Source organism: Methylomonas sp. 2F7, from assembly GCF_057126975.1.
This window is the reverse complement of record NZ_CP195203.1, coordinates 2162168-2185899: the sequence shown is the minus strand read 5'-3', so window position 1 is coordinate 2185899 and position 23732 is coordinate 2162168. Positions and strand designations below refer to the sequence as shown.

At 56.5% G+C, this 23732-nt stretch carries 12 protein-coding genes and 1 pseudogene; 4 read left to right on the top strand and 9 right to left on the bottom strand.

The features are described from left to right. Window positions 1-304 precede the first annotated feature (304 nt). From ACR64Q_RS09905 to ACR64Q_RS09890, 4 genes are all read right to left on the bottom strand, one after another. A complete protein-coding gene (locus tag ACR64Q_RS09905; protein WP_313734510.1) occupies window positions 305-586 on the bottom strand; it encodes a methanol dehydrogenase in 282 nt (93 codons plus the stop codon). A gap of 158 nt (window positions 587-744) precedes the next feature. Further along, window positions 745-1221, bottom strand: a complete 477-nt coding sequence (moxG, locus tag ACR64Q_RS09900; RefSeq protein ID WP_020481119.1) for a cytochrome c(L), periplasmic — start codon at window positions 1219-1221, stop codon at window positions 745-747. A 14-nt stretch (window positions 1222-1235) separates the two neighbouring features. Continuing rightward, window positions 1236-2078 (bottom strand): methanol oxidation system protein MoxJ, encoded by an 843-nt coding sequence (gene moxJ / locus ACR64Q_RS09895; RefSeq protein WP_313735070.1) that lies wholly within the window; start codon window positions 2076-2078, stop codon window positions 1236-1238. 130 nt (window positions 2079-2208) lie between these two features. Beyond that, complete coding sequence (locus ACR64Q_RS09890; RefSeq protein WP_020481117.1) at window positions 2209-4017, bottom strand: methanol/ethanol family PQQ-dependent dehydrogenase; 1809 nt, start codon at window positions 4015-4017, stop codon at window positions 2209-2211. Between the two features lie 504 nt (window positions 4018-4521). Here ACR64Q_RS09890 and ACR64Q_RS09885 point away from each other — a divergent pair. Both ACR64Q_RS09885 and ACR64Q_RS09880 read left to right on the top strand, forming a co-directional pair. Next, the gene (locus ACR64Q_RS09885) at window positions 4522-5193 is read left to right on the top strand and encodes a response regulator (protein WP_020481115.1); all 672 of its coding nucleotides are present in this window, start codon (window positions 4522-4524) and stop codon (window positions 5191-5193) included. A gap of 452 nt (window positions 5194-5645) precedes the next feature. Beyond that, window positions 5646-7847, top strand: a complete 2202-nt coding sequence (locus tag ACR64Q_RS09880) for a hypothetical protein (RefSeq protein ID WP_313734509.1) — start codon at window positions 5646-5648, stop codon at window positions 7845-7847. 218 nt (window positions 7848-8065) lie between these two features. On the opposite strand, the gene ACR64Q_RS09875 is transcribed toward ACR64Q_RS09880, so the two are convergent. The 4 genes from ACR64Q_RS09875 to ACR64Q_RS09860 form a co-directional block, all read right to left on the bottom strand. Beyond that, a complete protein-coding gene (locus ACR64Q_RS09875) occupies window positions 8066-8593 on the bottom strand; it encodes an SRPBCC family protein (protein ID WP_313734508.1) in 528 nt (175 codons plus the stop codon). Window positions 8594-8793: 200 nt separating this feature from the next. Continuing rightward, window positions 8794-18435, bottom strand: coding sequence for a YDG domain-containing protein (locus ACR64Q_RS09870; RefSeq protein WP_483823318.1), 9642 nt, complete (start codon window positions 18433-18435; stop codon window positions 8794-8796). A 17-nt stretch (window positions 18436-18452) separates the two neighbouring features. Beyond that, the gene (locus ACR64Q_RS09865) at window positions 18453-19190 is read right to left on the bottom strand and encodes a SapC family protein (protein ID WP_026146733.1); all 738 of its coding nucleotides are present in this window, start codon (window positions 19188-19190) and stop codon (window positions 18453-18455) included. 47 nt (window positions 19191-19237) lie between these two features. Beyond that, entirely contained in the window at window positions 19238-20959 is a 1722-nt protein-coding gene (locus ACR64Q_RS09860; RefSeq protein ID WP_313734506.1) for a ShlB/FhaC/HecB family hemolysin secretion/activation protein, read from the bottom strand. A 269-nt stretch (window positions 20960-21228) separates the two neighbouring features. Here ACR64Q_RS09860 and ACR64Q_RS09855 point away from each other — a divergent pair. After that, window positions 21229-21575, top strand: a pseudogene (locus ACR64Q_RS09855) (DDE-type integrase/transposase/recombinase); the annotation flags it as partial. A gap of 183 nt (window positions 21576-21758) precedes the next feature. On the opposite strand, the gene ACR64Q_RS09850 reads toward ACR64Q_RS09855, so the two are convergent. Beyond that, window positions 21759-22376: a TetR/AcrR family transcriptional regulator gene (locus ACR64Q_RS09850; protein ID WP_313734505.1), complete on the bottom strand. Its 618-nt coding sequence runs from the start codon at window positions 22374-22376 to the stop codon at window positions 21759-21761. 107 nt (window positions 22377-22483) lie between these two features. Between ACR64Q_RS09850 and ACR64Q_RS09845 the strand changes: the two genes are divergently transcribed. Further along, window positions 22484-23731, top strand: a complete 1248-nt coding sequence (locus tag ACR64Q_RS09845) for an efflux RND transporter periplasmic adaptor subunit (protein ID WP_313734504.1) — start codon at window positions 22484-22486, stop codon at window positions 23729-23731. Window position 23732: the final 1 nt, after the last annotated feature.

Below are 23732 nucleotides of genomic sequence, written 5' to 3'. Positions count from 1 at the left end.
TGCAATGTCGCCGTGTTTAGAAATTCGCATCGCTGACAACAGGCTGTAGCCGCGGATGACTGATCTAACCGGCATAGCAACGGCCCGGAGCCGTGAGGTTTCGTTTAGAAGCTGCTTAAACGCTACTGCACTCCCGACGTATTTAAACAGCTTGCATGGGTTGAGTGTGCCGCTGCCCTGGGCATTCCCTGGTCTCCGATTCCCTCCGCATTATTAGTTACCGCCATCCCTGGCGGCGTCCTAAGGGTTCGATCTTCAGGGTAACTGTCAGGTAGCGCGATACGCACCCTGACCTAACCCGTCTTTATTGGCCTTCGACGTCGTAAACAAACTTGCCGGTTTTCGCCATGAGCTCGTTGCGTTTAGCGTTGCGGGCTTCCATGTCCTTGATCGACTGCGCTTGTTTGTTCAGTTCGTTGGGATCGTGTTTCGGATCGTATTTGCTACCCGCCACTTGTGCCGGATAACCCGGTTTCGGTTCCCAGCAGTTGCCGGCTTCTTTGCATTTGGTGCCGTCATAAGCTTTTGCCGCGCCGGACAGGCCCAAAGCCAGTAGTACCGCGCCTAACATTACTAATTTGTTCATGTTGATCTCCTAATAAATTGTTGGATAACCCTCACCCTGCCCTCTCCCCTGGGGAGAGGGTTCAATACCTACTTCCAAGGCAAACTCAAGCCGCCTGGAGTTAGCTGTATAGTGGCTTTATGCCCTCTCCCTCCGGGAGAGGGCTAGGGTGAGGGCGTTTATTTCAACCACTCGGCTTTCTTCGGATCGCCTTTGTAAATGCTGCGCAAGAAAGCCATGATGTGCAGCATGTCGTCGGTGCTGAAGTTGACGTATTGCGGGCCCATCATGCCGTTGGCACCGCCGAACAGGATTTCGAACAAGCCCTGGTCGCTCAGGCCGCGCGGATAAGTCCAGTAGTCGTCGGCCAAACCGGGGCCAAGCTTGCCTTCCGCTTCATGGCCGTGGCAGCCCGAGCAACCAGTCATGTAAAGACTCTCGCCTTTTTTTGCCGCTTCGGCATCGCCGTTGTAAGGGTTTTTGCCGGTTTGCATGAATTGCTTGAATTTGTCGGTGTTGCCGCCTTTTTTGGCAAAACTCAAATCCAGGGCTTCACCGGTCAAGGCATGGCGCAAGGTGATGTCGGCCTGGACAGTACTTGCCGCCACCGCTGACATCGACAGCACGGCGCCAGTCAAAAATGTTTTCAATTTCATTCAAGGTTTCCTGTTTAGTTCATGGACACGGCGGTTTCGGGTTGCTCCAGCAACGGAATGCCTTCCGCTTCCAGCAACTCTTCGATATTGTCCTGCCCGTCTTTGATGATTTTGTTCAATTGCGCCAGCAAAGCGCTGTCGTCCTTACGCACGCCGATGGAGGTGCTGTAGTGGAAACCTACCTTCTCGCCGTCGGCACGCTTGGCGTTGTCCGGAATAACCGTCATCGTCAGAGGCGTGGCCGATGCCTTCACATAGCGGGCCGCCGCCGGCCCCCACAAGATGGCAATTTCCGCTTTGCCGGAAGCCACTTCGTTGACCAGCTTGTCGTTGTCGTACTTGACGTACTGGTTACGCTTGGACTTGAATCCGGCCAACTCTTGTTGGTAATTGAACATATCGTTGTAACGGCCGATGGCCCGCAGCATGGTTTCAGCGGGCGAACCCGGTGCGAAAGCAATCCGCTTGGCTTGCTTCAAGGCCGGGCTATCCCAGTTCTGCAAATCCAATCCGTCCTTTGCGCGGCTGATAAAGACATAGCCGGACCGGTAGTACGGCGCCGTGGTCAACAAACGCGGATCGCCGGCATCAACGCCCATCACTACGTCGCACAAGCCTTTATCCAGGTAATCGCGGATGAAGTAGCGCGGGTCTGTCCAACCGACGGTTTCCAGCTTTCGCCCCAATTGCTCGGCAACATACTGCGCCAGCTTGTTTTCGAAGCCTTCGCCGGCTTGATTGGAATAAGGCATTTCGTTTTCCGCCGTGCAGACCTTCAAGACCGCTTGTTCGGCTTGGGCGCAGGCAGACCCTATACCCAGGGCCAATGCAGTAAAAATATGTATCACTTTTTTCATGATTTGGATTTCAGCGTAGGGCGGGCATGCAATGCCCACCGATTCTGCCAACAAGGTGGACATTACATGCCCACCCTACGATTATGGGTTCTTGGGTTGTAGGGTACGTGATGCGTACCCCACGCCTGAGTTACAGCGCGAACACCATCACGCCGCCGCCCATTTGCGTGTAGTGCGCCAACTCTTTAAACGCACCTACCGCACCCAAGCCCGCTGTCGGATCAGCCAGGTCAAATACCAAACCTACGCCAGGCCAGCCGCCGACACCGTAATAAATCGCAACGTATTGCTTGTTGTTGTGTTTATAGGTAATCGGGTGGCCGATAACGCCGGAAGGCAGTTTGAACTTCCACAGCTCTTCGCCGGTTTTGGAATGACGAGCTTTGATATAGCCGTCCAAAGTGCCGTAGAACACCAAATCGCCGGCGGTCGCTGTGGTACCGCCCCACACTGCGAATTTCTCCTGAACTTCCCATTCCATTTTGCCGGTCACCGCGTTCATAGCTTTGACTTGGCCCAAAGTGCCTTTTGGCCCCGGATACATGTTCAAAGTCGCGCCCACAAAGAACTGACCCGCGCGGTATGGCAACATGAACGGCTCCCAGTCCATGCAGATATGGTTGGTGCCCATGAAGAACAGTTTTTTATTGGGATCGTAAGACTCGATACCCTGGTTGTGGTAACCCATGGCCGACGGGCAGATGCCGGTGGCTTGGTGATCCATGTGTGTGGAATATTCCGGATCGCGGATGGGCAGACCGGTTTTCAGATCGACTTTTTTCACCCAGTTGACGGTGTCGTCGATTTTAAACGCGTTAACCAGGCTGCCGTTTTCACGGTTTAGTGTATACACCAAGCCGTTACGATCCGGATGGGTCAGCAATTTGGTCATTTTGCCATCGACCATTTGTTCGGACAGACCCATGTAGTTGACGCCGGCGTAATCCCACTCGTCATGCGGAGTTTTTTGATAGCCGAATTTAGCTTCACCGGTATTGATGTCGCGGCCCCAGATGGTCATGGTCCATTTGTTGTCACCGGGACGCATGGTTTCGTTCCACGGCGCCGGGTTACCGGAACCGTAGTACAACATTTCTAAGTCGCTATCGTAAGCATACCAACCCCAGTTGGTGCCGCCGCCGATTTTCCAGGCATCGCCTTCCCAGGTTTTCAGACCCAGTCCGAACTGACCGTAATGCGGGTTGGCGCTGTTGAAGTCTTTGGATAATTTAATGTCTTCATCAGGACCGGTGGCATACACACGCCAGGCTTGCTTACCATCCTTAATATTGTAAGCGGTGGCATAACCGCGAACCCCCAACTCTGCGCCGGAGGTGCCGACAATGACTTTGTCCTTAACCACGAACGGCGCGACGGTCAACGTAGAGCCCATCGCGATGTCGGAGTTTTCCATTTTCCACAGCAGTTCGCCGGTCTTGGCATTTAACGCCACCACATGACCATCCAACTGGTTCAGGAAAATGGTGGCCGGATAATCCTTACCGGCCGGCGCATAAGCTAAACCACGGTTAACTACGTCGCAGCAAGCCACCGCGCGGGCGGCCGGATTTTGCTTGGGCTTGAACTGCCATAAAATCTTATCCGGCTCGTCCAAACTGATCGCAAACACATTGTTAGGATATGGCGTGTGGACGTACATAATGCCATCAATAACCAACGGACCGCCTTCGTGGCCGTTCAAGACGCCGGTGGAAAACGACCAGGCCACCTTCAGATTTTTGACGTTGTTGGCGTTGATGTCGATCATTTCGCTGAAATGGGTCGAACCGTAATCCTTGGTCTGCATCACCCAGTTGGTGTTTTGCTTGGACATCTGTTCCAGTTCTTTATTCGCTTGCGCCGATGGCGACACGGCCAAGGCCGCAGCCGTTACTAAGGCCGTGGTCGATACCTGCTTGGCAAACCGTGAAATTTGCATGAATCCTCCTATGTTGTTTATTAGGTTGCATGGCCCGGCAAATCGGTTGGTTAGGGGAGCCTTCCGTTAAAAGCGGATAACGCCATCGGCATTTCCGGGCAAAATCAATCACACGCTGCGCTTAATTTTGGCGTCAATCCGTGACGCGAGATTTTGCTTTGCGGCAGAAATCTCCTTCACTTTTCACATCAGCAATCTCAATCAAGTCGCACACAATATTGACTTAGACCTACCGGGCCATGCTGGCGCAAATGGTAAAGAAGGCCGCCTATCGGGCGTTACGGAATAATCCATAAATAGCCTGGGAATTCCGCGAAAAAAGTCATGGAAGTTTTCCCGGTCACGCGCAGCCGCACTCCGCGGCAAAACGGGAAAAGCTCCCATGGTTTCCCGGCATAAAAATCGGCATGATGGCAGGGCAAGAAACGCCAGCTATGGATAGCACCGGCGATACCGGCGGCGTTTCTTGCTCATTCACCCAAAACAAATCAGGACACGTAGTTAGTGGCGAATAAAATCAGCGTTTTATTAGTAGACGACCATGCGGTAGTCAGAGCCGGTTACAAGACTTATTTATCCTTATCGGAACGAATAGGCGCCGTCTATGAAGCCGATAGGGGCGAGACTGCTTGCCAGGTATATGACAAGCAAACGCCGGATGTGGTGGTAATGGATTTATCGATGCCCGGCTTGGGCGGCTTGGAATCGGTGCGGCGCTTATTGGTCCGTTACCCCAGCTGCAAGATCTTGGTATTCAGCATTCATAATGAGCTGGTGTATGTGACCAGAGCGATCAAAGCCGGCGCTAAAGGCTATATCACCAAGAATAACGAGCCCGACACCTTGGTCACGGCAGTCTGCACGCTGGCGGAAGGCGGCACGTACATAGAGCCGGCTTTAGCGCAGCAATTGGCGGTCAATATGGCCATCGGCCAGGACGAGGCCTATAAAGTGAAATCACTGTCGCCGCGCGAATTCGATATTTTCTGCCTGCTCGCCAACGGTTTGAGTACCCGTCAAGCGGCGGAGAAATTATGTTTAAGCTACAAAACCGTCTGCAACCACAGCACGGCGATCAAGGAAAAATTGAATGTCAAAACCATGTCGGAACTAACCCTACTGGCTGGTCGCCAGGGTATCATCAAGACCGGCAGCGAACTGTATGAGCACAGCTAGCGCGAAAAATACCCTTCCTTATTAGCCGGGCCGTATTTGTCCCTGGTGCTTCGTTCGGGCTGAGCGGATCGAAGCCTGAATTGCTTGGCCCTTCGATAGACTCAAGGCGAACGGTTTTTAAGGGCCGTGTTAACAATGCTGTCAAAAGGCGCTTGCGACCGGAACTCCCGGCTGCAACGCTGCAAACCTCACTCCCAAGCGGCGCATAAAGACACCCGGTTCATGCCTTCCCGGTCTCAAAGCTGCGTCGATCTTAATCATTACTTCATTATATTTTCATCTTCAATTCATGTTGAATGGTTATTGTGCCAAGTGAATAACCTTATTAAAAAAAGTAATAAAGCACCACCGAGGAGCGACGCGGTATCGGATATTGACCGTTTGCTTCCATTCATATGGGCAATTAATTAACGGTTACCCATCCGATCAAAACGTATTCATGGGAGGCATGTATGAATGCACGTCTATTTATTTTTCGGCTTTTGCTGATTTTTCTGGGTTTATGCGGATTTGGCAGCGCACAGGCACTTGAACTCAAACCCAATTCCGTCGAAATCTTAGTGGGTGACATAGCCAAGGTTGCTGTCACGAAATCATCCGGAAGCATAAGTGTAAAATCCAGTAACACCAGCGTGGCGACAGTCAGTTACGCCAGCGGCATCGCCAGTATCAAGGGTGTAAAAGCCGGTTCGGCGACTATCACGGTAAGGGATCGTGAGAGCTCGAAACGCGTGGAAGTAAAAGTCATCAGCGCTCCCTCTTCCGTCTTGACGATTTCGCCCGCCGTGGTGGCGGTTAACGTTGGCGGCAGTGCGACCGTCACGGTCACTAATGCCTCCGGGACCGTAAGCGTCCAATCCTCTGACAACTCAGTCGCCACCGTCAGCTATGCCAATAACCTCGCTACCGTAAAAGGCATTAAAGCCGGCTCGGCGACGGTGACCATCCGCGATAGCAAGACGTCAAAAACGGTAGCGGTAACAGTCTTAAATACCACGGCTATCGGCGAATACACCTTGCTGGCCTGGAATGACTTAGGCATGCATTGCATGGACGGGCTGGATTTTTCCGTGTTCGCCATCTTGCCGCCCTACAACACTTTGCATGCGCAATTAAAAGATAAAAACGGCAAGTTAGTCAGTAGCAACGTATTGTTGACTTATGAAGCGGTCGCCGACAGTAGCGGCTCCATCAATACCAGTAGCGCCAACAAAACCAATTTCTGGTCTTGGGTCGGTGAGTTAGTAGGCCTAAATCCGGCGCCGGATGTCGGTGTTAACCTGGACGGACTCGCCAGCGGAAACCCAATGCCCGGCAACAAAACGCCATCCTTAAAACCTGCGCCCATGACCTACAACACAGCGTTCGGCTGGTTCGAGGCCGAAGGTATCCCGGTGACGCCCTTCGACGACAAAGGTAACAAAAACTTCTATCCCACCGTTAAGGTCGTCGCCAAGGATGCGCTGAGCGGTAAAGTACTGGCTAGCGCCACCACCGTATTGCCGGTCAGCGACGAGATGACTTGCAAAGGCTGCCACGCGTCCACAGACGCCAATAACAATGCCGCGCAAACTGCTGCTAAACCCGTGGCCGGCTGGGTGTTCGATGCCGATCCTGACAAAGACTGGAAGCGTAACATTCTGCGTCTGCATGATGAAAAACAGGCAGCGAACACATTATTTAAAGACGCACTAAGCACACTAAGCGCTAAAGGCTACAAAGCAAGCGGCTTATTAACAACGGCAGATGCCGGACAACCGGTTCTATGCGTGGCATGCCATGCCAGCAACGCCTACTTTGATAAGGAAAACAAAACCACGGTGATGGGCGGCATGGCCGGCATTGCACCGTTTACCCAGTCATTGCATTTGAAACATGCCGATGTGAAAGATCCTGCCACCCAGTTAACGCTGGATAGTCTGGACAACCGCAGCGCCTGTTACCAATGCCATCCGGGATCGGTGACACAATGTCTGCGCGGTGCGATGTCCACAGCCAGCGATGCAAGCGGCGACCCGTCTATCAGTTGCCAAAGCTGTCACGGCAATATGAAAGCGGTCGGCAGCCCAACTCGGCAAGGCTGGTTCAACGAGCCAACTTGCGAGTCTTGCCACAACAGCGCAGCACCCGGCAAACGCGCCATCTCCGGCATCGACGCCACCGGCAAAGCGATTGTGCCAACAGATCATACCTTTGCCACCAACGCCAATACGCCGGTTCCCGGATTGAACTTGTACCGCTTCAGTAAAGGCCACGGCGGCTTGCAATGCGAGGCTTGTCACGGTGCGACACACGCGGAATACCCATCCACACATGCCGACGAAAACCTGCAAAGCATCGCCGTGCAAGGACACGCCGGCACGGTAGCCGAATGTAAGGCTTGCCATGCTACAGTCCCGAACACGGTAAACGGCGGCCCGCACGGCATGCACACCACCGGCGATGCCTGGGTTAAGCAACACGAAGACGCCAATAAAAACGGCACAGCCACTACGCCAAGCTGTAGCTATTGCCACGGTACGACCAGCGCCGGCACTCCCTTGAGTGCGGTAAAGGTTGCGAAAACCATTGATGCCGATGAGTTTGGTATTAAGAATTGGCCGGCGGGTTATCAGGTGAGTTGTTTTAGCTGCCACAACGGACCCAATCCGTAAAACCTCAGACAGCAAATCGCCCCGCTAGGGGCGATTTTTTTAATGCTGATCAGTTGGCAAGATAGACTTGATTCTACTTTTAAATGGCTTTTTGATAATTCATAGTCGTCGCTCCCGCGACAGCGGAAGCCCAGCGAAACCAATATACTAAAATCTCTGCGTGGTCTAACGGCTCCAGCATACACGGGAATTACGAGTTTTCGAGACTGCCTTTAGATTTATTTCTCCAACTTCGCTTTCAAGCCGCTCAAGCCGTTCTTGAAAAACTGCGTCATTGCTTTAACCGCCGCTTCGTCACTCAAATTGTCCGGCGGTGTGTTGCCGGTATCGCCGCGGTAGAATCGGCTTTTGATGGTTACCACGCTGCTGTCGGCGGTCTCCCCTGCCGTGACTTTCACATCGACCGTATGCGAACTGGTCGGAATCGCTTTGGTATTTTCGGTTTTCAACCGGTAACTATATTCGTGTTCAGCGTCGTTGTAATAATCCAGTTCTTCAGTGATGGTTTCATCGTTTTGAAACGTCAATGTACGCAGACCGCCGGACTGATTCTTGCCGTCACCCGTGCTCTTTTTTAGGTCGGTGTGCCAATTGGCAATGTCGTCGAAATTTTTTAATTCGCTCCAAACCTTGGCAAGCGACGCTTGAATCGTCACCGATTCCTTGGCTTTTTGCGGCGTCGGGCCGTGAGCGTGAACTTGCCAGGAAAGTAGCAAAAAGCTGAATGAAAGCATGATGTGTCGCATGGGCAATCCCGAAGGGTGGTGAAAACCGGGTATTATCCAGGCGCACCGCCAGCGTTCATCGGGAATAAACCCCGATTTGATCCGGGGAAACTTCATTTAGCCTACTGCCATCAGCTGCCGAAAGACACGCGCATAGCCAAACCGATTTGGTAAAACCGATCAACAGCTCCCCGGTTCGATCAGCATTTATTGCTGTAGATTCAGATCGCTTGGTCTTGTTTTTCGATAGTCAATATAATCGATTTTTGTTGGCCGCTCGCGCTGGTCTGAGTGATCACGACTTGTAGCGGCAACTGCGCGGCGCCAACGCTGTCAGTACTGAAGCTTAACGATTGGCTATTAAAACTCAGCCAAGCGGGTAACGGCTCGCCGTTACCCATTTTCGCCGAAACCGTGCTGTCTCCCGCCGTTGTAGGCAGCACTCCGGCTGGTAGCGCAAAACTAAATCCAATTGAATAGTTATTAACCTCAACGTTGGCGACGATCTGCACCTGACCTCCCGCTACCAAAGTTTGGGACGCCAATAAATGCACGGTATTGCCTATTTGCGTAGGCGCCGTACCACCCGCCGTCAAACCGGTGGTACTTCCACCGCCATTGATCCCCGAGTCCGCAATATTGAATTGCACGGTCCGGTTGCTGTCGGTACCGCGTAGCGCCGAAAGCGCCAAGCCGCCGGCTTTACCACCACCGTTGGAGCCGTCAGCCGCACTGCCATTTCCGCCACTGTTCGGTACAGCGGTACCGGCGTCGACGATATCAGTTGGCGTATCGACGGCAGGGCTTTGTAGGATGGTGACAACTGGATTGCCGCCGGCTAGCGTGTAATTGCTGGCCAAGCCGCCATTACCGCCGTCTCTCAAGGCCAAGGTTCCAAGATCGACCGGTTTATCGATACCGGCGCTGCTATCCGACATTTGACCAGCCCCGCTTAGCGACAGAGTTTCATTGCCGACCAAGGTGCCTAAATTGAAAACATCGGCATTTACAAGGTTACTGCCGTCGAACACCCTCGAACCGGTTAAATGGATGACGTAAGGCAAAATTATGCTGGTAGTGTTATCGCTGTAACTGATTGCGTAGTTGTTGCCACCGTTGCCGTCGGAAACGCTAATACCGCTAACCGTCACGATGCCGCCACCGCTGGCGTTCTTATCGATAAATGTGTACACACCGCCGGATAAGCTGTCCGCGCCGAAGAGTTGGCTACCGCTGCCGGCTTTGATGATTGGGGTGCCCGAGGCGGACGTGGTGCCGTCGTAAGTTTTGATAATGTCGCCGGTGGTCAAAACCAGGTTGGCTGGGCTGATGTCGGCTCTAAAGTCACCGCCAATCAAGGTATAGTTGCTGGCCAGACCGCCGTTACTGCCATCGCTGAGAGCCAACGAGCCTAGTGCAACCGTTTTACCGGTGCCGACGTTTTTATCCGCGACCGCTCCGACTCCGGTCAGGGTCAGTGTTTCACCGCCGACCAGAGTAGAGGTCGTCAAACTGGCGGCATTGATGGCGGTGGTGCCGTCGTAACTACGACTGCCGGTCAGGTTGACCTGGTAAGCCGTAATATCCGCGGTATGCGTGCCGCCGCTCAGCGTATAGTTGCTGGCCAAGCCGCCGTTGCTGCCGTCGGCCAACGCCAAAGTCCCCAGCGTCACCGCTTTGCCGGTGCCGACGTTTTTATCGGCGACCGTGCCGGTGCCGCTCAGGCTCAGGGTTTCGCTACCGAACAAGCTGCCGGTCGAGAAGATGCCGGCCGCCACATTGGTACTGCCGTTATAGGCCCGATTGCCGGTCAGACTGACCACGAACGGCGTGATGGTACTGCTGGTGTTATTGACGTAACTGATCGAATAGTTGGCGCCGCTATTGCCGTCGCTCACCGTCACACCGCTGACGCTCACCGTTTTATTACCGCTGCCGACGTTTTTGTCGGTAAAGGCAAAGGTGCCGCCGCTGAGGCTGTCGCTGCCGTACAGCGTACCGCCGGTCAGCGTGGCGGTGCCGGCTGCGCTGGTGCCGCCGTCATAAACCTTGCTGACGTCGCTGGTGCTGACGGTCACGCTGGCTGCTGAAATATCCGCGGTATGCGTGCCGCCGCTCAGCGTATAGTTGCTGGCCAAGCCGCCGTTGCTGCCATCGGCCAGCGCCAAAGTCCCCAGCGTCACCGTTTTGCCGGTGCCGACGTTTTTATCGGCGACCGTGCCGGTGCCGCTCAGGCTCAGGGTTTCGCTACCCACCAAGCTGCCGGTCGAGGAAATGCCCGCCGCCACGTTGGTACTGCCGTTAAAGGCCCGATTGCCGGTCAGACTGACCACGAACGGCGTGATGGTACTGCTGGTGTTATTGACGTAACTGATCGAATAGTTGGCGCCGCTATTGCCGTCGCTGACCGTCACACCGCTGACGCTCACCGTTTTATTACCGCTGCCGACGTTTTTGTCGGTAAAGGCAAAGGTGCCGCCGCTGAGGCTGTCGCTGCCGTACAGCGTACCGCCGGTCAGCGTGGCGGTGCCGGCTGCGCTGGTGCCGCCGTCATAAACCTTGCTGACGTCGCTGGTGCTGACGGTCACGCTGGCTGCTGAAATATCCGCGGTATGCGTGCCGCCGCTCAGCGTATAGTTGCTGGCCAAGCCGCCGTTGCTGCCATCGGCCAGCGCCAAAGTCCCCAGCGTCACCGCTTTGCCGGTGCCGACGTTTTTATCGGCGACCGTGCCGGTGCCGCTCAGGCTCAGGGTTTCGCTACCCACCAAGCTGCCGGTCGAGAAAATGCCCGCCGCCACGTTGGTACTGCCGTTAAAGGCCCGATTGCCGATCAGACTGACCACGAACGGCGTGATGGTACTGCTGGTGTTATTGGCATAGCTCACCGAATAGTTGGCGCCGCTATTGCCGTCGCTGACCGTCACACCGCTGACGCTCACCGTTTTATTACCGCTGCCGACGTTTTTGTCGGTAAAGGCAAAGGTGCCGCCGCTGAGGCTGTCGCTGCCGTACAGCGTACCGCCGGTCAGCGTGGCGGTGCCGGCTGCGCTGGTGCCGCCGTCATAAACCTTGCTGACGTCGCTGGTGCTGACGGTCACGCTGGCTGCTGAAATATCCGCGGTATGCGTGCCGCCGCTCAGCGTATAGTTGCTGGCCAAGCCGCCGTTGCTGCCATCGGCCAGCGCCAAAGTCCCCAGCGTCACCGCTTTGCCGGTGCCGACGTTTTTATCGGCGACCGTGCCGGTGCCGCTCAGGCTCAGGGTTTCGCTACCCACCAAGCTGCTGGTCGAGAAAATGCCCGCCGCCACATTGGTCGAACCGTTAAAGGCCCGATTGCCGGTCAGACTAACCACGAACGGCGTGATGGTTAAGGTGCCGTTGACATAACTGAAATCATAGTTGCTGGCAGTGTATCCGCTCCCGGTAATGGTGTAGCTACCCGCGTTGGCCGCGCCTTGCGAGGTGCCGCCGTAGCTAACGCTGCCGCCCAATACGCTTGAGGTTTCGCTGTTGACGAAGCCGGTGATATTGACACCGTGACCGCCACTGTAGCCCAAGCCGTTGTAAGCGCGGCTGTCGTCACTGCTGGTCACGATCAGCGTTTTTTTGTTGACCGTTAAGGTTCCGCTGGCGCCTCCGGTGCCTATCGTCGTCGAATAACCGGCCCCGCCACTGATCGCGGCCGAACCGACCGCGCCGTTGACGGTATAGCTGCCGACCGCGCGGGCAGTGCCGGCCGTTCCGCCGACGATGCTAAAACTTGGCGTGCCACTTAAACCCGCAACGGTGGCAGAGTCCGTCACGCCGTCGTCGTTGACGTAACCCGAAAACGCGCTGCTCGCGCTCGGATCGGCGTCGCCGTAGGTTTTGCTGATGTTGCCGACGTCGACGCTCAGGCTAGGCTGGTAGTCATAGATCATGTGATTGCCCGCGACGATTGTTGCCGGCGCGTTGCCATCGTAAGTTTTGTTGTATAGCCTGGGGAGAGCCGAACCCGCCGCCCCAGTCAGGCCGCCCTCGGTCGAGCCGGATGGACTGTGCATATACACCAGCCAACGACCGTTGGCGGCGGACAGTACGCCGTTGCCGACATTGTTGATCAACTCGCCGCCGCTGGCGGCCGCCAAAACCAGCGCATCCCCGCTGCCGCTGGCGGTCAAGCTCCCGCCGCTGTTTAAAACGATATTCTTGCTGCCGCTCGCGCCGCCGGTGCCGCGATGGATAATGCTGATGGTATCGGCCAGGATTTGTCCCGCCAGGGTGATGTTGCCGCTGTCGTCCTCGGTGTTGCCGGTGCCGTCGCGTAACTCCATGGTGACCGAACCGGCGCCGGCATCTATCGTGACACCGTTGGCAACTTCGATAACAGCATTCCCGGCCGCGCGATCAGCGTCGACAACGCCGTTGGCTGCCAAATCGTTGGCGTGCAGCACTAAGTTGCCGCCGTCGGTGGTGATGTCGGCATTGACGTAAATGCTGCGTCCCGCCTCCAATTTCAGGGTCGCTGACGAACTGAAAAGCCCGGCGACATTGAGCGCGCTGTTAACGGTGATGTCGTTGCTGGCTTGTAGCGTGACGTTGGTACCCCAGCCGAGTAGATTGGTCAAAACGTCCGGGGCTATGGTCATGTCCTTGCCGACCGCCATACCATAAGTAATGCGACTCGGATCGGTAGCACCCGAGGTTACCCGGCCGCTATTTTCGTTGGCGAAGCTGACCACGAAGGTATCGCCGTGGTCATAAGCAAAGCCTGGCAGCAGGCTGAAATAGTTGGTGCCGGCATATTGATAGTAATCCACCCAAGGGCCGCCGGTATCGAAGCTGATGCCGCTGTTCGCCGTGGTGCCGACAACGCTGTTCGCGTCCGAAACCTCGCCGAAAATACCGTAGAAGGCATCGCCGTAGGTCACGGCGCCGGCGTTCGCCAATCCGCCGTTGCGCCAATCGGTATCGATGACCAGATAGTCGTAATAGTAGGTATTGTAGTTAACGGTTAATCTAACTTGGTTCAGGCCGACGTCCTGATTGCTGTAACTACCGATCAAGCTATTGCTGGCCGACACCGCGCCGGCTCCGCCGATACTGGCGCGCGCCCAGGATAGCGCGCCGGCATCCGCCGCGGAACCGTTATGCCAGTGCCGGCTACCGACCAAATAAGACACGCCCAAATCGATGACCCCGTCGCTACCGACCTGGTCGCCAGCCTGGCTGCCGACAAAGCTATTACCGATCCCAACCACCGCGCCTTGGCTGCTCTCGCCATAGGCGAAGCCGGTTTTTTCGGCGACCCAGGTCACCGCGCCGGCGTCTACATTGGCGCCACTGTGCCAGTGCGGACTTAGCACCAGATAGTTGTAACTCGAGACGCCGTTGATAGGATCGTAACCGTTCGTCAAAACCGTGACGCCGCCGCTGCCGACCTGATCGCCGGAGGTGGCGCCTATCAGGCTGTTGCTGCTGCTCACCGCCCCTAAAGCGCCGGTCAGGCGGCTGCCCCATGTCACCGCACCCAACTGCGTGTCGGTGCCGTTACCCCAGTTCGGGCTGATCACAATATAGCCCACCCGCGTCGCGTTGTTATATTCAGCCGGCAGTGCGACCACGCCGCCACTGCCGACGCGGTCGTTGGCGTGAGTACCGACCAAACTGTTGGCCGCGCTGGCATTGCCGGTCAACGGCGACGCCGCGCCTGCCGTCGTGGTGACGCTGCCCCAGGTCACCGCGCCGGCATCGGCCGTCGCGGCGTTGTCCCAATAAGGACTCGCAATCGAGTAATAATCCAGATGGTACTGTTTCTGACCTACTCCGCTACCCGTGGTCCAGTCGTACGGCAACAGCGTGACGCCGCCGCTGCCGATTTGATCGCCTGCGGTACCGCCGATCAAGCTGTTTGCCGAGCTAATACTTCCGGTTATGCCTGTGGCCGCCGCGGTTTTGGTAACGGCCCCAACGTTCGCGTTGCCGCCGTCGCTCCAATTGGGGCTGATAACCAAATAATACGCAGTGCGGGTGCCTGACCAAGTGCTTCCGTTGTAAGTCAATTCGGTATATTGCCCGGCTTTGACGCCGCCGCTGCCAACCTGATCAGCTGCGGTGTCGCCGACGAGGCTGTTACCAGAGCCAACGGTTCCTTGGATACCGCTGGCTTCGGCGCCGAATGTGACAGCCCCGCGATCACTGTCCCAATGCGGGCTGATCACGCCGTAAAAATAGGTGTAAGTCCAGTTGTTTGCGGTCTCCACACCGTTAAAAGCCGTTACGACGCCGCCGCTACCTACTCGGTCGTTGGTATGACTTCCAATCAAGCTGTTGCTGCTACTGATAGCGCCACTGACGCCGCTGCCGACACTACCCCAACTCGCGGCGCCCGCATCGGCATTACCGCCGTTATCCCAGGTGGGGGTTAGGACCACGTAATCGGCCACGCCCACATCGACGATATTGTTGACGTCGCTGCCGACACCGTCGTTGGCTGTACTGCCGACTAAGCTGTTTCCCGCGCCGACCGCGCCGCTGACGCCGCTCGTTTTGCTACCCCAGGTGACCGCCCCGGCATCAGTGGCTCCGCCGTTGTCCCAGTCAGGACTCAACACCAAATAGTAACCGTCCTTCATCAAAATTCCGCCCCCTCCGACATGATCGTTGGCGGTCGTACCGACCAGACTGTTGGCCGAGCCCAAGGTGCCGGTCTTGGTGGCTGTGGCGTTCCAGAAGGTCACCGCACCGGCGCTGCCATTCCATAACGGGCTGAGTACCATGTAACCCGGATCTTGCCCTAGGTAACTGGCGCCGCCGCTGCCGACCTGATCGCCCGCATGGCTGCCGACCAAGCTGTTGCCGCTGCCGATGACACCGGATACGCCGCCGTTGTTGGTGCTGGTTTCGGTCGGGATATTCGTTAGCGTGTTTCCGAATAAGTCCGTCGTCGTGACAGTGCCGTAGGTGATGGTGCGGCCGTCGCCCCAGGTGATCGCACCGGCGTCGGCGGTTGAGCCGCCATTGTTGAAATGGGGACTGAGTATCAAGTAATACGGATGGGTTGAAGTATAGCCGGTATCCGGGCTGCGGCTGGTGTAGTGGCTGAGTAACTGGATGCCGCCGCTGCCGACCAAATCGCTGGCGGTTGCGCCGACCAGACTGTTGGCGGACGATACCGCGAAACCGGCAGTCGCGCCGCCGGACGCGTAACCGGTGGCGGCATTGAGCCAGGTGACTGAACCTTTGTCGCCGTCCCAATGCGGGCTGGCGACCACATACGCCGCGTCGGTACGGTAAGTGTTAACGTGGCCGTGCGGCGGGGTGTCGCCGGGTTGACTGGTATAGTTGGTACTGCTGGAGTAATAAAGCGCTTTGATGTCGCCGCTACCGATCCGGTCGTTGGCATTGCCACCGACCAGGCTGTTCGACGAAGAAACTGTGCCGGTCAATGCGGCCAAGCCGCTGGCCCAAGTGACCGCACCGGCGTCGGCACTGGCACCGTTCTGCCAATGCGGACTGGCGATCACGAAAAAATTTCGGTAATACTCGGTGCCGGTAATCAACGCGCCGCTACTGTTGTAATCGTGAAACTCGGTGACAAATTGCGTGATCCCACTACTGCCGACTTGGTCTCCAGCAGCACCACCTACCAAGCTGTTGGAAGATGAAATGACACCGGATATTCCGCTCAAAGCACTGCCCATCGTGACCGCACCGGTACTGGCATTCCATTGCGGGTTTAGGACCAGATATTTCAAATAGCCGTTGTCGTTGCTCCAAGTGTGACCAGTCGCGCCGTAATAATTATCGACCAACACGATACTGCCGCTGCCCACGGCATCGCTTGCCGAGCTGCCGACCAAACTGTTGGCTGACGATACGGTGCCGCTCAAGCCGGCGGTACCGCTGGACCAGGTCACCGCCCCCTTGCCACCATCCCAATGCGGACTGGAAATCAAAAAGTTGCCAAGCGAATTGAACGAGACGTTGACGTTGGTATTGGTATTTTGGCTAACCAGCTGGGTGATCCCACCACTGCCCAGGCGATCATCGGCGTGGCTACCGGTGACCGTCGCGATCAGCGCCCCGGACCAGCCGTTGTACAAATAAACCGCGCCGGCATCCTGGCCGCCGAAGTCGTCATAGGGATTCGTCACAGCCACGTTGGTGCTCCACAGGACCGAAGTGCCGGTGCCGAAGCCGGATGTGACGCCCAGTGTGTTGGTCGGATTGGGGTCTTCGAAATCGAATTGCGGGTACTGGCCGCTGCTGTCGATGGTGATGTTGCGCGGATCGAGTAATAGACTGCCGTTGCGGCCCTGACTGGCTAAGGTGGTAACGGTTCCGCCAAACAGTAGGGCGTCGTGAGACGAGACTTCAATGGTGCCGCCGTCGCCGCCCGCCGAACCGCCCTTGGCGGAGATCGTGCCATAAAAATCGGTTTTCTGATCCGACCAAACCACGACGTCACCGCCATCGCCCTTTTCAGTTGCGTCGGCTTGCAGTTGGGTGAAGGGATTGATTCGCGTTATCGTGGCATTGCGAACCGCCGCGTCCTTGCCATGAAAGCCGCCGCCAATGCTGATCTTGCCGCCGCCTTTGGCACCGTTGGCGGTGATCGTCGCAGCGGCCAACGTAACGTCTTTGCCGCCGGTGACGGTGATCTTGCCACCGCGTCCAGAAACGCCGCTAGCATCGATGGTGGCGGAACTGAACACGCCACCTTGGCCACCCGCGGTCACGGCGATGTCGCCGCCGTTTTGGCTTCCCTTTGTGGACAGCTTGGCGGATGCGGTCTGGATGACTCGACTGTCGGCGGCAATCGTAATTCGGCCGCCTTCGGAGACGGTACCTTCGGCGCTGAGCGTTCCGGTTTGCAGCACGCGGTCGCCGGTCAGGCGAATATCCCCGCCGCTATCACCGTCGGCGCGGATGGTGCCGGTATCGACGACCAACCGGCCGCGCTCGACGACATTGCCGCCTTGGGTATTCTCGGCGGCGGACACGTCCAGTGTGCCGCTGTTGCTGACCTCGTCGCCGATCAGTTCTATCGAACCGCCGCGATTGACCAGGGATTTGGCCTCAACCACACCGCTGTTGTTAATCGCGGCGCCGCGCAATTGGTCGGCGGCGCTGGCCGTCATGATCACCCGGCCGCCATCGGCGCGGATCAGCTGTTTGTTCTCGATCAGCGTATTGACGGTGGCTGGATCAACCTGAACATTGACCAGTTTACCTTCGTCCAATTCCAGTTTTACGCCATCGCCGCCGGCTAGCGCCACCGTGCCCAAATGGGCCTGGACCAGACCTTCGTTGCTGACGCTGGGGGCCAGCAACGCCACGTATCCGCCGTCCTTGGCACGGATGTCGCCCTGATTGACGACACCGGCGTCGCTGCCCTCGCGCTTGAAATGGTAGTTGCCGGCACGGAAATCGGCATCGCTGATGTTCATCGTCGACGCCGCCATCGCGCCGACATCGACTTGGGCGCCCTTGGCAAACAGCACGCCGTTGGGGTTCACCAGAAACACTTGACCGTTAGCGGTCAATCGGCCGGCAATGACCGATGCTTCGCCGGATGTCACGCGGTTCAGCGCGATCGCGCTGGCGTTAGGCTGTTGATAATCCACATGGGCACTGGCGCCGATGTTGTAGCTCTGCCAGTTGATGATAGCTTTATCACTACCTTGTACGACATCCATCCGTGCGCCATCTTGGTGGATTTGTGCCTGTCCCGACGTCACCTGGCCGCCATTAGGCAGCGCATTGCCGGCCAATTCGGCCAAGGCCGGCTGCCAAGCACCGGCCAAGGCGATTTGTATCGCCAGCACCAGCGGATGACGGTTGAAGTGCGGCGTGCGACTTTGGTAGGCATATCCGGTCATAAGACTGTCCTCTCGAATCAGTGCGGTTTTTCGGTGCTTGCGGCGGCTTTGCGTTCCAACAGGCGGGCAAAATTGCTCAACGACGCCAAGTGCAGATAGATCAATCCCAACCAGCCGGTTTGGAACAGGCTGTCCAACGCATCGCTACCGATTTTTTGGAAGCGCGCCTGGTCCACGACCCAAAGACCTGATAACGAGTAGCGCTCGCCGCTCGGTGATACCGCATCGGCCCGGCGTTCGGTTAAGAGGTCCAATTCGTGCAAGGTGGCGGCAAATTGCGCGGTCCGTTGCGATTCGGCGTGGAACTCCCGCAAAAAGCCGATGATTTGTTGCAGGTAAGCCGACGGTTCGCCGTCGACCAGCAACGGCTCACCGGCCGTTTCGTTAAAACGCGGGCTAGTCTCGTCAAAACAGACGACCAATTGCTTGTCTTCGGCCTGCTCGGCGGGTACGAACGGGTATCGGCGGACGAAGGCTGGTATGTAATGTCCGATCCAGCGACCGGCGCCGTTGACGAACAGGTTTTCACCGTCGTTCAAGCCCAGCACCGCGACCGGAACGAATTGGCCGTCGCCGGCTTTGGCGAAAGCGATCGGATATTCCTTGCCGGCTTCGCTGAATTCCGGACCAATCAGCGGCACCGAGTTACTGACTCGCGCGTAACCGACGTCTTCGGACGGCGCGATATGCAACCGGCCGTGAGCGGCGGGGTTCAGGCTGACGATGCGTTTGTAAAATAGCAATTGGTTATCCACGTTGGTGTCGCCGGTTGAGTTGGAGGAAAAATGGAAACTGAAGACGTTTAAAACGCTTTGCTCAAGCTGACCCAAAAATGAGGCGCTTTGTAAGTACCGTCCGAATCGTTGCCGTCTCCAGAGCGGGCTGGGTTGGCGCCTATGCGTTGGGCGACGCTGCCGCAGATGATGAAATTGCCGGGTACCACCCAGTTGATTCCGACGCCGCCGCCGCTGAGCGTGTAATGGTTAGGGCCTCCTTCGGCGGCATTCGGCCATAGATCGTTGTGCAGCGTTATACCGCCATGGTCGATGAAGCCGACCAACTCAACATGCTCGTAAACCTCGTACCGTAGTTCGAAATTCATCAGATAGCCTTCGTCGCCCAGGGCCTCGTTGACTGGATAAGCTCTGATGCCAAAGGGGCCACCCAGACTGAACTTTTCGGAAGAATCCAGATTTTTAGTGGCCAGTTGTCCGCTGACGCCGGCATAGAAGCGTAATTTGTCGGTCAGGCTTTGTAGACGGGAGGCGTTAAGCGAGAACTTTTGATAGGCACCACCGGCGCGGGCCGTGGCCCGGTTTTGAATTTGGTCGACCGGGCTTCCCGACAAATCCAGGTTGCCGGCTACCATTGTTGCGCCGAATAGCGTTACCGCGCTGCCTAGCCAGTCGTCCTGATGATCGCCGCTCAGGCCGAGGTAACCACTTTGCACTTCCTTGTCGCTGACCACGCTACCAAGGCTGGTATTGTAGTAGTGGCGATCATCGAAACCGCTGACAACGTAAAGATTCGTGCTCACACCGCGAAGCAACGGATAGGTTGCGAAGGTGCCGCCGGTCCACGCCGAGCCTTGGGCGTCCAACGACTGAAAGGGTTCGCCTAGGGTATAATCCAGCGCGGACGCGGCCAGGCCAATCCGCAACCCGGAGTAGCCTACCGGCAGCGAATAAGCAACTCGGCCATAAACGTTACCGCTGCCGCCTTGAACGCGTAACGAGGCCAGATCGCCGAGGAGCAAGGGATTATTCAGGTTTAGCGATCCGCCGAATTGGTTCATGCCGACCGAGCGCACGCCGGTATTGCTGTAATCTACAGAGCCGCTGATTAAATTGCTGGGGTCGATTTTCAGCAGCAGGTCGGATTCGCCGGCTCTTTCGCCGGCCTTCAAGGTGGAAGAAATGGTGCCGCCGGTCAGATCGTTCAGCAGGAGGATGCCGCGTTGCATATCGGCCAATCGCAAAGCGTCCCCTGCCGGCTGAGCCGCCAACATGGTTTGTCGGGGAATGTCGTTTCGGTAGGTGGCGGCCGGGTCGTCGACCTCGACTTTGCCTAATTTGGCTTCGCGGATCAGAATTTCGACGATGCCGTCGCGAATTTGCTGAGCGGGCAATACCGCGCGGGCGAAAAAGCCACGTTGCTGGTAATACTCCGCAATATCGCGAGTGATTTTGCGCAGTTCGGCCAAGCTCAAGTCCTTGCCGATCTGGTCTTTCAGAAATGCCTGGAGTTCAGCTTCGCCAATCAACTCGGCGCCGCTGATTTTCCAACCCTTGACTTGGATGCGGATATCGCCTTCACCGGCAGGCGCCGGTTGCTCCGAAATTTCGAACGGGACTTTCGAGTCGCCAGGCAAAATCGGTTCGGGTTTGATATTTCGTAGAATCGACCCCGCCTCTGGAACCACTTCAGCCGCTTGTCCGGCAGCCAGACAACTGATTAGGAAAGCTAAGGCAGCGGCACTGAGCCGAATCCGGATGAGTTTGCGATTTCTTAGGGTCGGTTGCATACGATTTCAATTGCTGACATGAATGGAAATGGTCGCCTGTCCGCTTTATTTAGGCCGCGAGGCAAATAACGACTGCCCTGGCCTATCTTTGGTTACCCGATGCGGATTGGTGTGCCCGTACAATATAGCCGTTCGGTCATAACCGTTTGGCTCAGGGGCCGGAGAGTATCGGATCCGATCAGACCCCAAAAACGGTATGGAAATAATATAGTCGATAAAAAAAATTAGTCGAACGCAAAAAATCTCAACCTTTAATTCGGGCGCGTCAGTTGGATCGCCGGTTTGAGCAGACCGGCGCTAACCGAGCCTGGGTCTCGGACATCACTTACCTGCGGAGCCGGAGCGGTTGGCTGCTTATGCCCTTGGGTATAAGCTGGCGGTCGTGTTGGACTTGTATTCGCGCAAAATCGTCGGCTCGGCTATGGCGCTCAACATGCCGGCGGAATCGGTTTACACGGCCTTCCGGATTGCCATTGCTCAGCGCAGACCACCGCTGGGCGTGATCGTGCATTCCGACCAAGGTAGCCAATATGCCAACCACGCCGAGGCCATCCGCGACGTGACCGACTATATCCTTAATTTCTACAACAATTGGCGCTTGCATTCGTCATCGGGCTCCTTGCCGCTGAATGGCTATGAGATGAAAATGGCAGACCAACAACCTATCTCGGTGTCCGAACAAAGTAGACCACTACAACCTGGCCTAAATGATCGTCACCGCAGGGAAAGTGGGAACCCCGTTGCCAATGGATTGACGGCGAGTTTTGACGGATGCCGCTTGCGCGGCACATGAAATGCGTTAACGGGCTACCCGACACCCCTGCAAAAACAAGCCAACAGACTGACGCACCCAAGCGTCTATCTCCGTTTCGTCGGGTGTCGGCTCCAAACCCAACTGTAACCGCTGTAAGCGTTCGCCACGCACGGCGCTGATGAATTGGTCGGCAAGGAAATACGGGTCCATTTCGGTGATTAAGCCGGCCTGTTGCTGGCGCATAAAAAACTGCGCTAACAATCCCAGAGTCCGGCGTGGTCCTTGTTCATAAAACTGTGTCGCCAGATCAGGAAAACGCGGCGATTCGCCGATCAATATCGCCCGCATCCGCAATACATCCGGACGGGTAATACGAAACAAAAACTGCCGGGCAAAATTCGTCAACGCCTCTTCCAATTCGCAATCGTCGGACAGGCTACCGATAAATTGATCGCTGCAACGCCTGATCAATGCGCCGAACAAACCGGCCTTGCCACCGAATTGGCTATAGATCGTACGCAGCGATACCTGCGCATCGCGGGCGATAGTTTCCATACTCAGGTTGCCGTAACCGTTTTCCAGGAAAAGTTGCAAAGCCGCATCGAGTAATCGATCCCGACTTTGCTGCTCATCGCCCTTACAGGGACGTCCACATTTGACCATGCTGTGTGATTCGCGAAATGAATTGACTTGGGTGAAGATGATAACCTAGACTAAACGGTAATAGATATTACCATTTTCAGTTAACCGACGATTTAGGCAGTACGGCAATGGCAAAAAACGCGCGCATGACGCTTGCAGACAAACAGACCCATTCATCGCCGGTTGCGGCTAATTTTCCAGGGCAAATGCATCGCCAAGCGTTGCGGAGTGGGTTAAAACTCGGCGTGGCCGGCGTCATCCTGCAACTGGCTGTGGCTGGCTGTGGTGATGCTGTAACCCCTGCCGGCCCAATAGCCGCGCCACCGCCGCCCAATGTGAAAATCGCGCAGCCCCTGAGCCGGGAAACCACCGAATGGGACGAATACACTGGCCGGATCGAAGCGATCAACTCGGTGGACATTCGCGCCCGAGTCGGCGGTTATTTAGACTCCGTCAATTTCACCGCCGGTGCCAAAGTCAAGAAAGGCGACTTGCTGTTTCAGATAGACCCTAAACCGCTGAAAGCCCAGCTTAATTACGCGCAAGCGGAACTGGAGCGCGCCAAAACCAAACGCGAGCTAGCGAAAAACGATTTGAGCCGCGCCGAAAACCTGTTCAAAGCCAAAGCGATTTCCGCGGAAGAATACGACATGCGCACCAAAGGCTTGCGCGAAGCGGCGGCTGCGGTCGAATCTGCGGAAGCCAACGTCTACACCGCAAAATTAAATCTGGAATACACCGAAATCCGCGCGCCAATCGGCGGACGAGTCGGCCGCGAGATGATCACCGCCGGCAACTTAGTCAAAGCCGACGACACTATGCTGACCAATATTGTTTCCATCGATCCGGTATACGTTTACGTCGATGCCGACGAACAATCGGTATTGCGTTATCGTCGGCATGCCCAGCAACACGGCCAAAGTGCCGCCGATTTGAAAGGTACGCTGGTGCAACTGGCGGTTGCCGACGAAACCGATTTTCCGCATCAAGGCAAACTGGATTACATCGCCCCGCGCGAGGATGCCGCTACCGGCACGCTGAGCTTGCGCGGCGTGTTCGCCAATCCGGACGAATTGCTCAGCCCCGGCTTTTTTGCGCGGTTGCGGGTGCAAGCCTCGGCATCGTACCCTGCCCTGTTAGTGCCCGACCGCGCCGTCGGCACCGATCAGGCGCAGCGGTTTGTCTGGGTCATCAACCAGGACAACCAAGCCGAGTACCGTCAAGTTACCCCAGGCTCGCGCATCGGCGAGTTGCGAGTGATCCGCAGCGGCGTGCAAGCCGGTGATTGGGTGGTAGTGGAAGGCGTGCAAAAACTCAAACCCGGCGCCAAAGTCAATCCGGAGCGCATCACTCTCGCTGTGCCGGGAGCGCAATAAG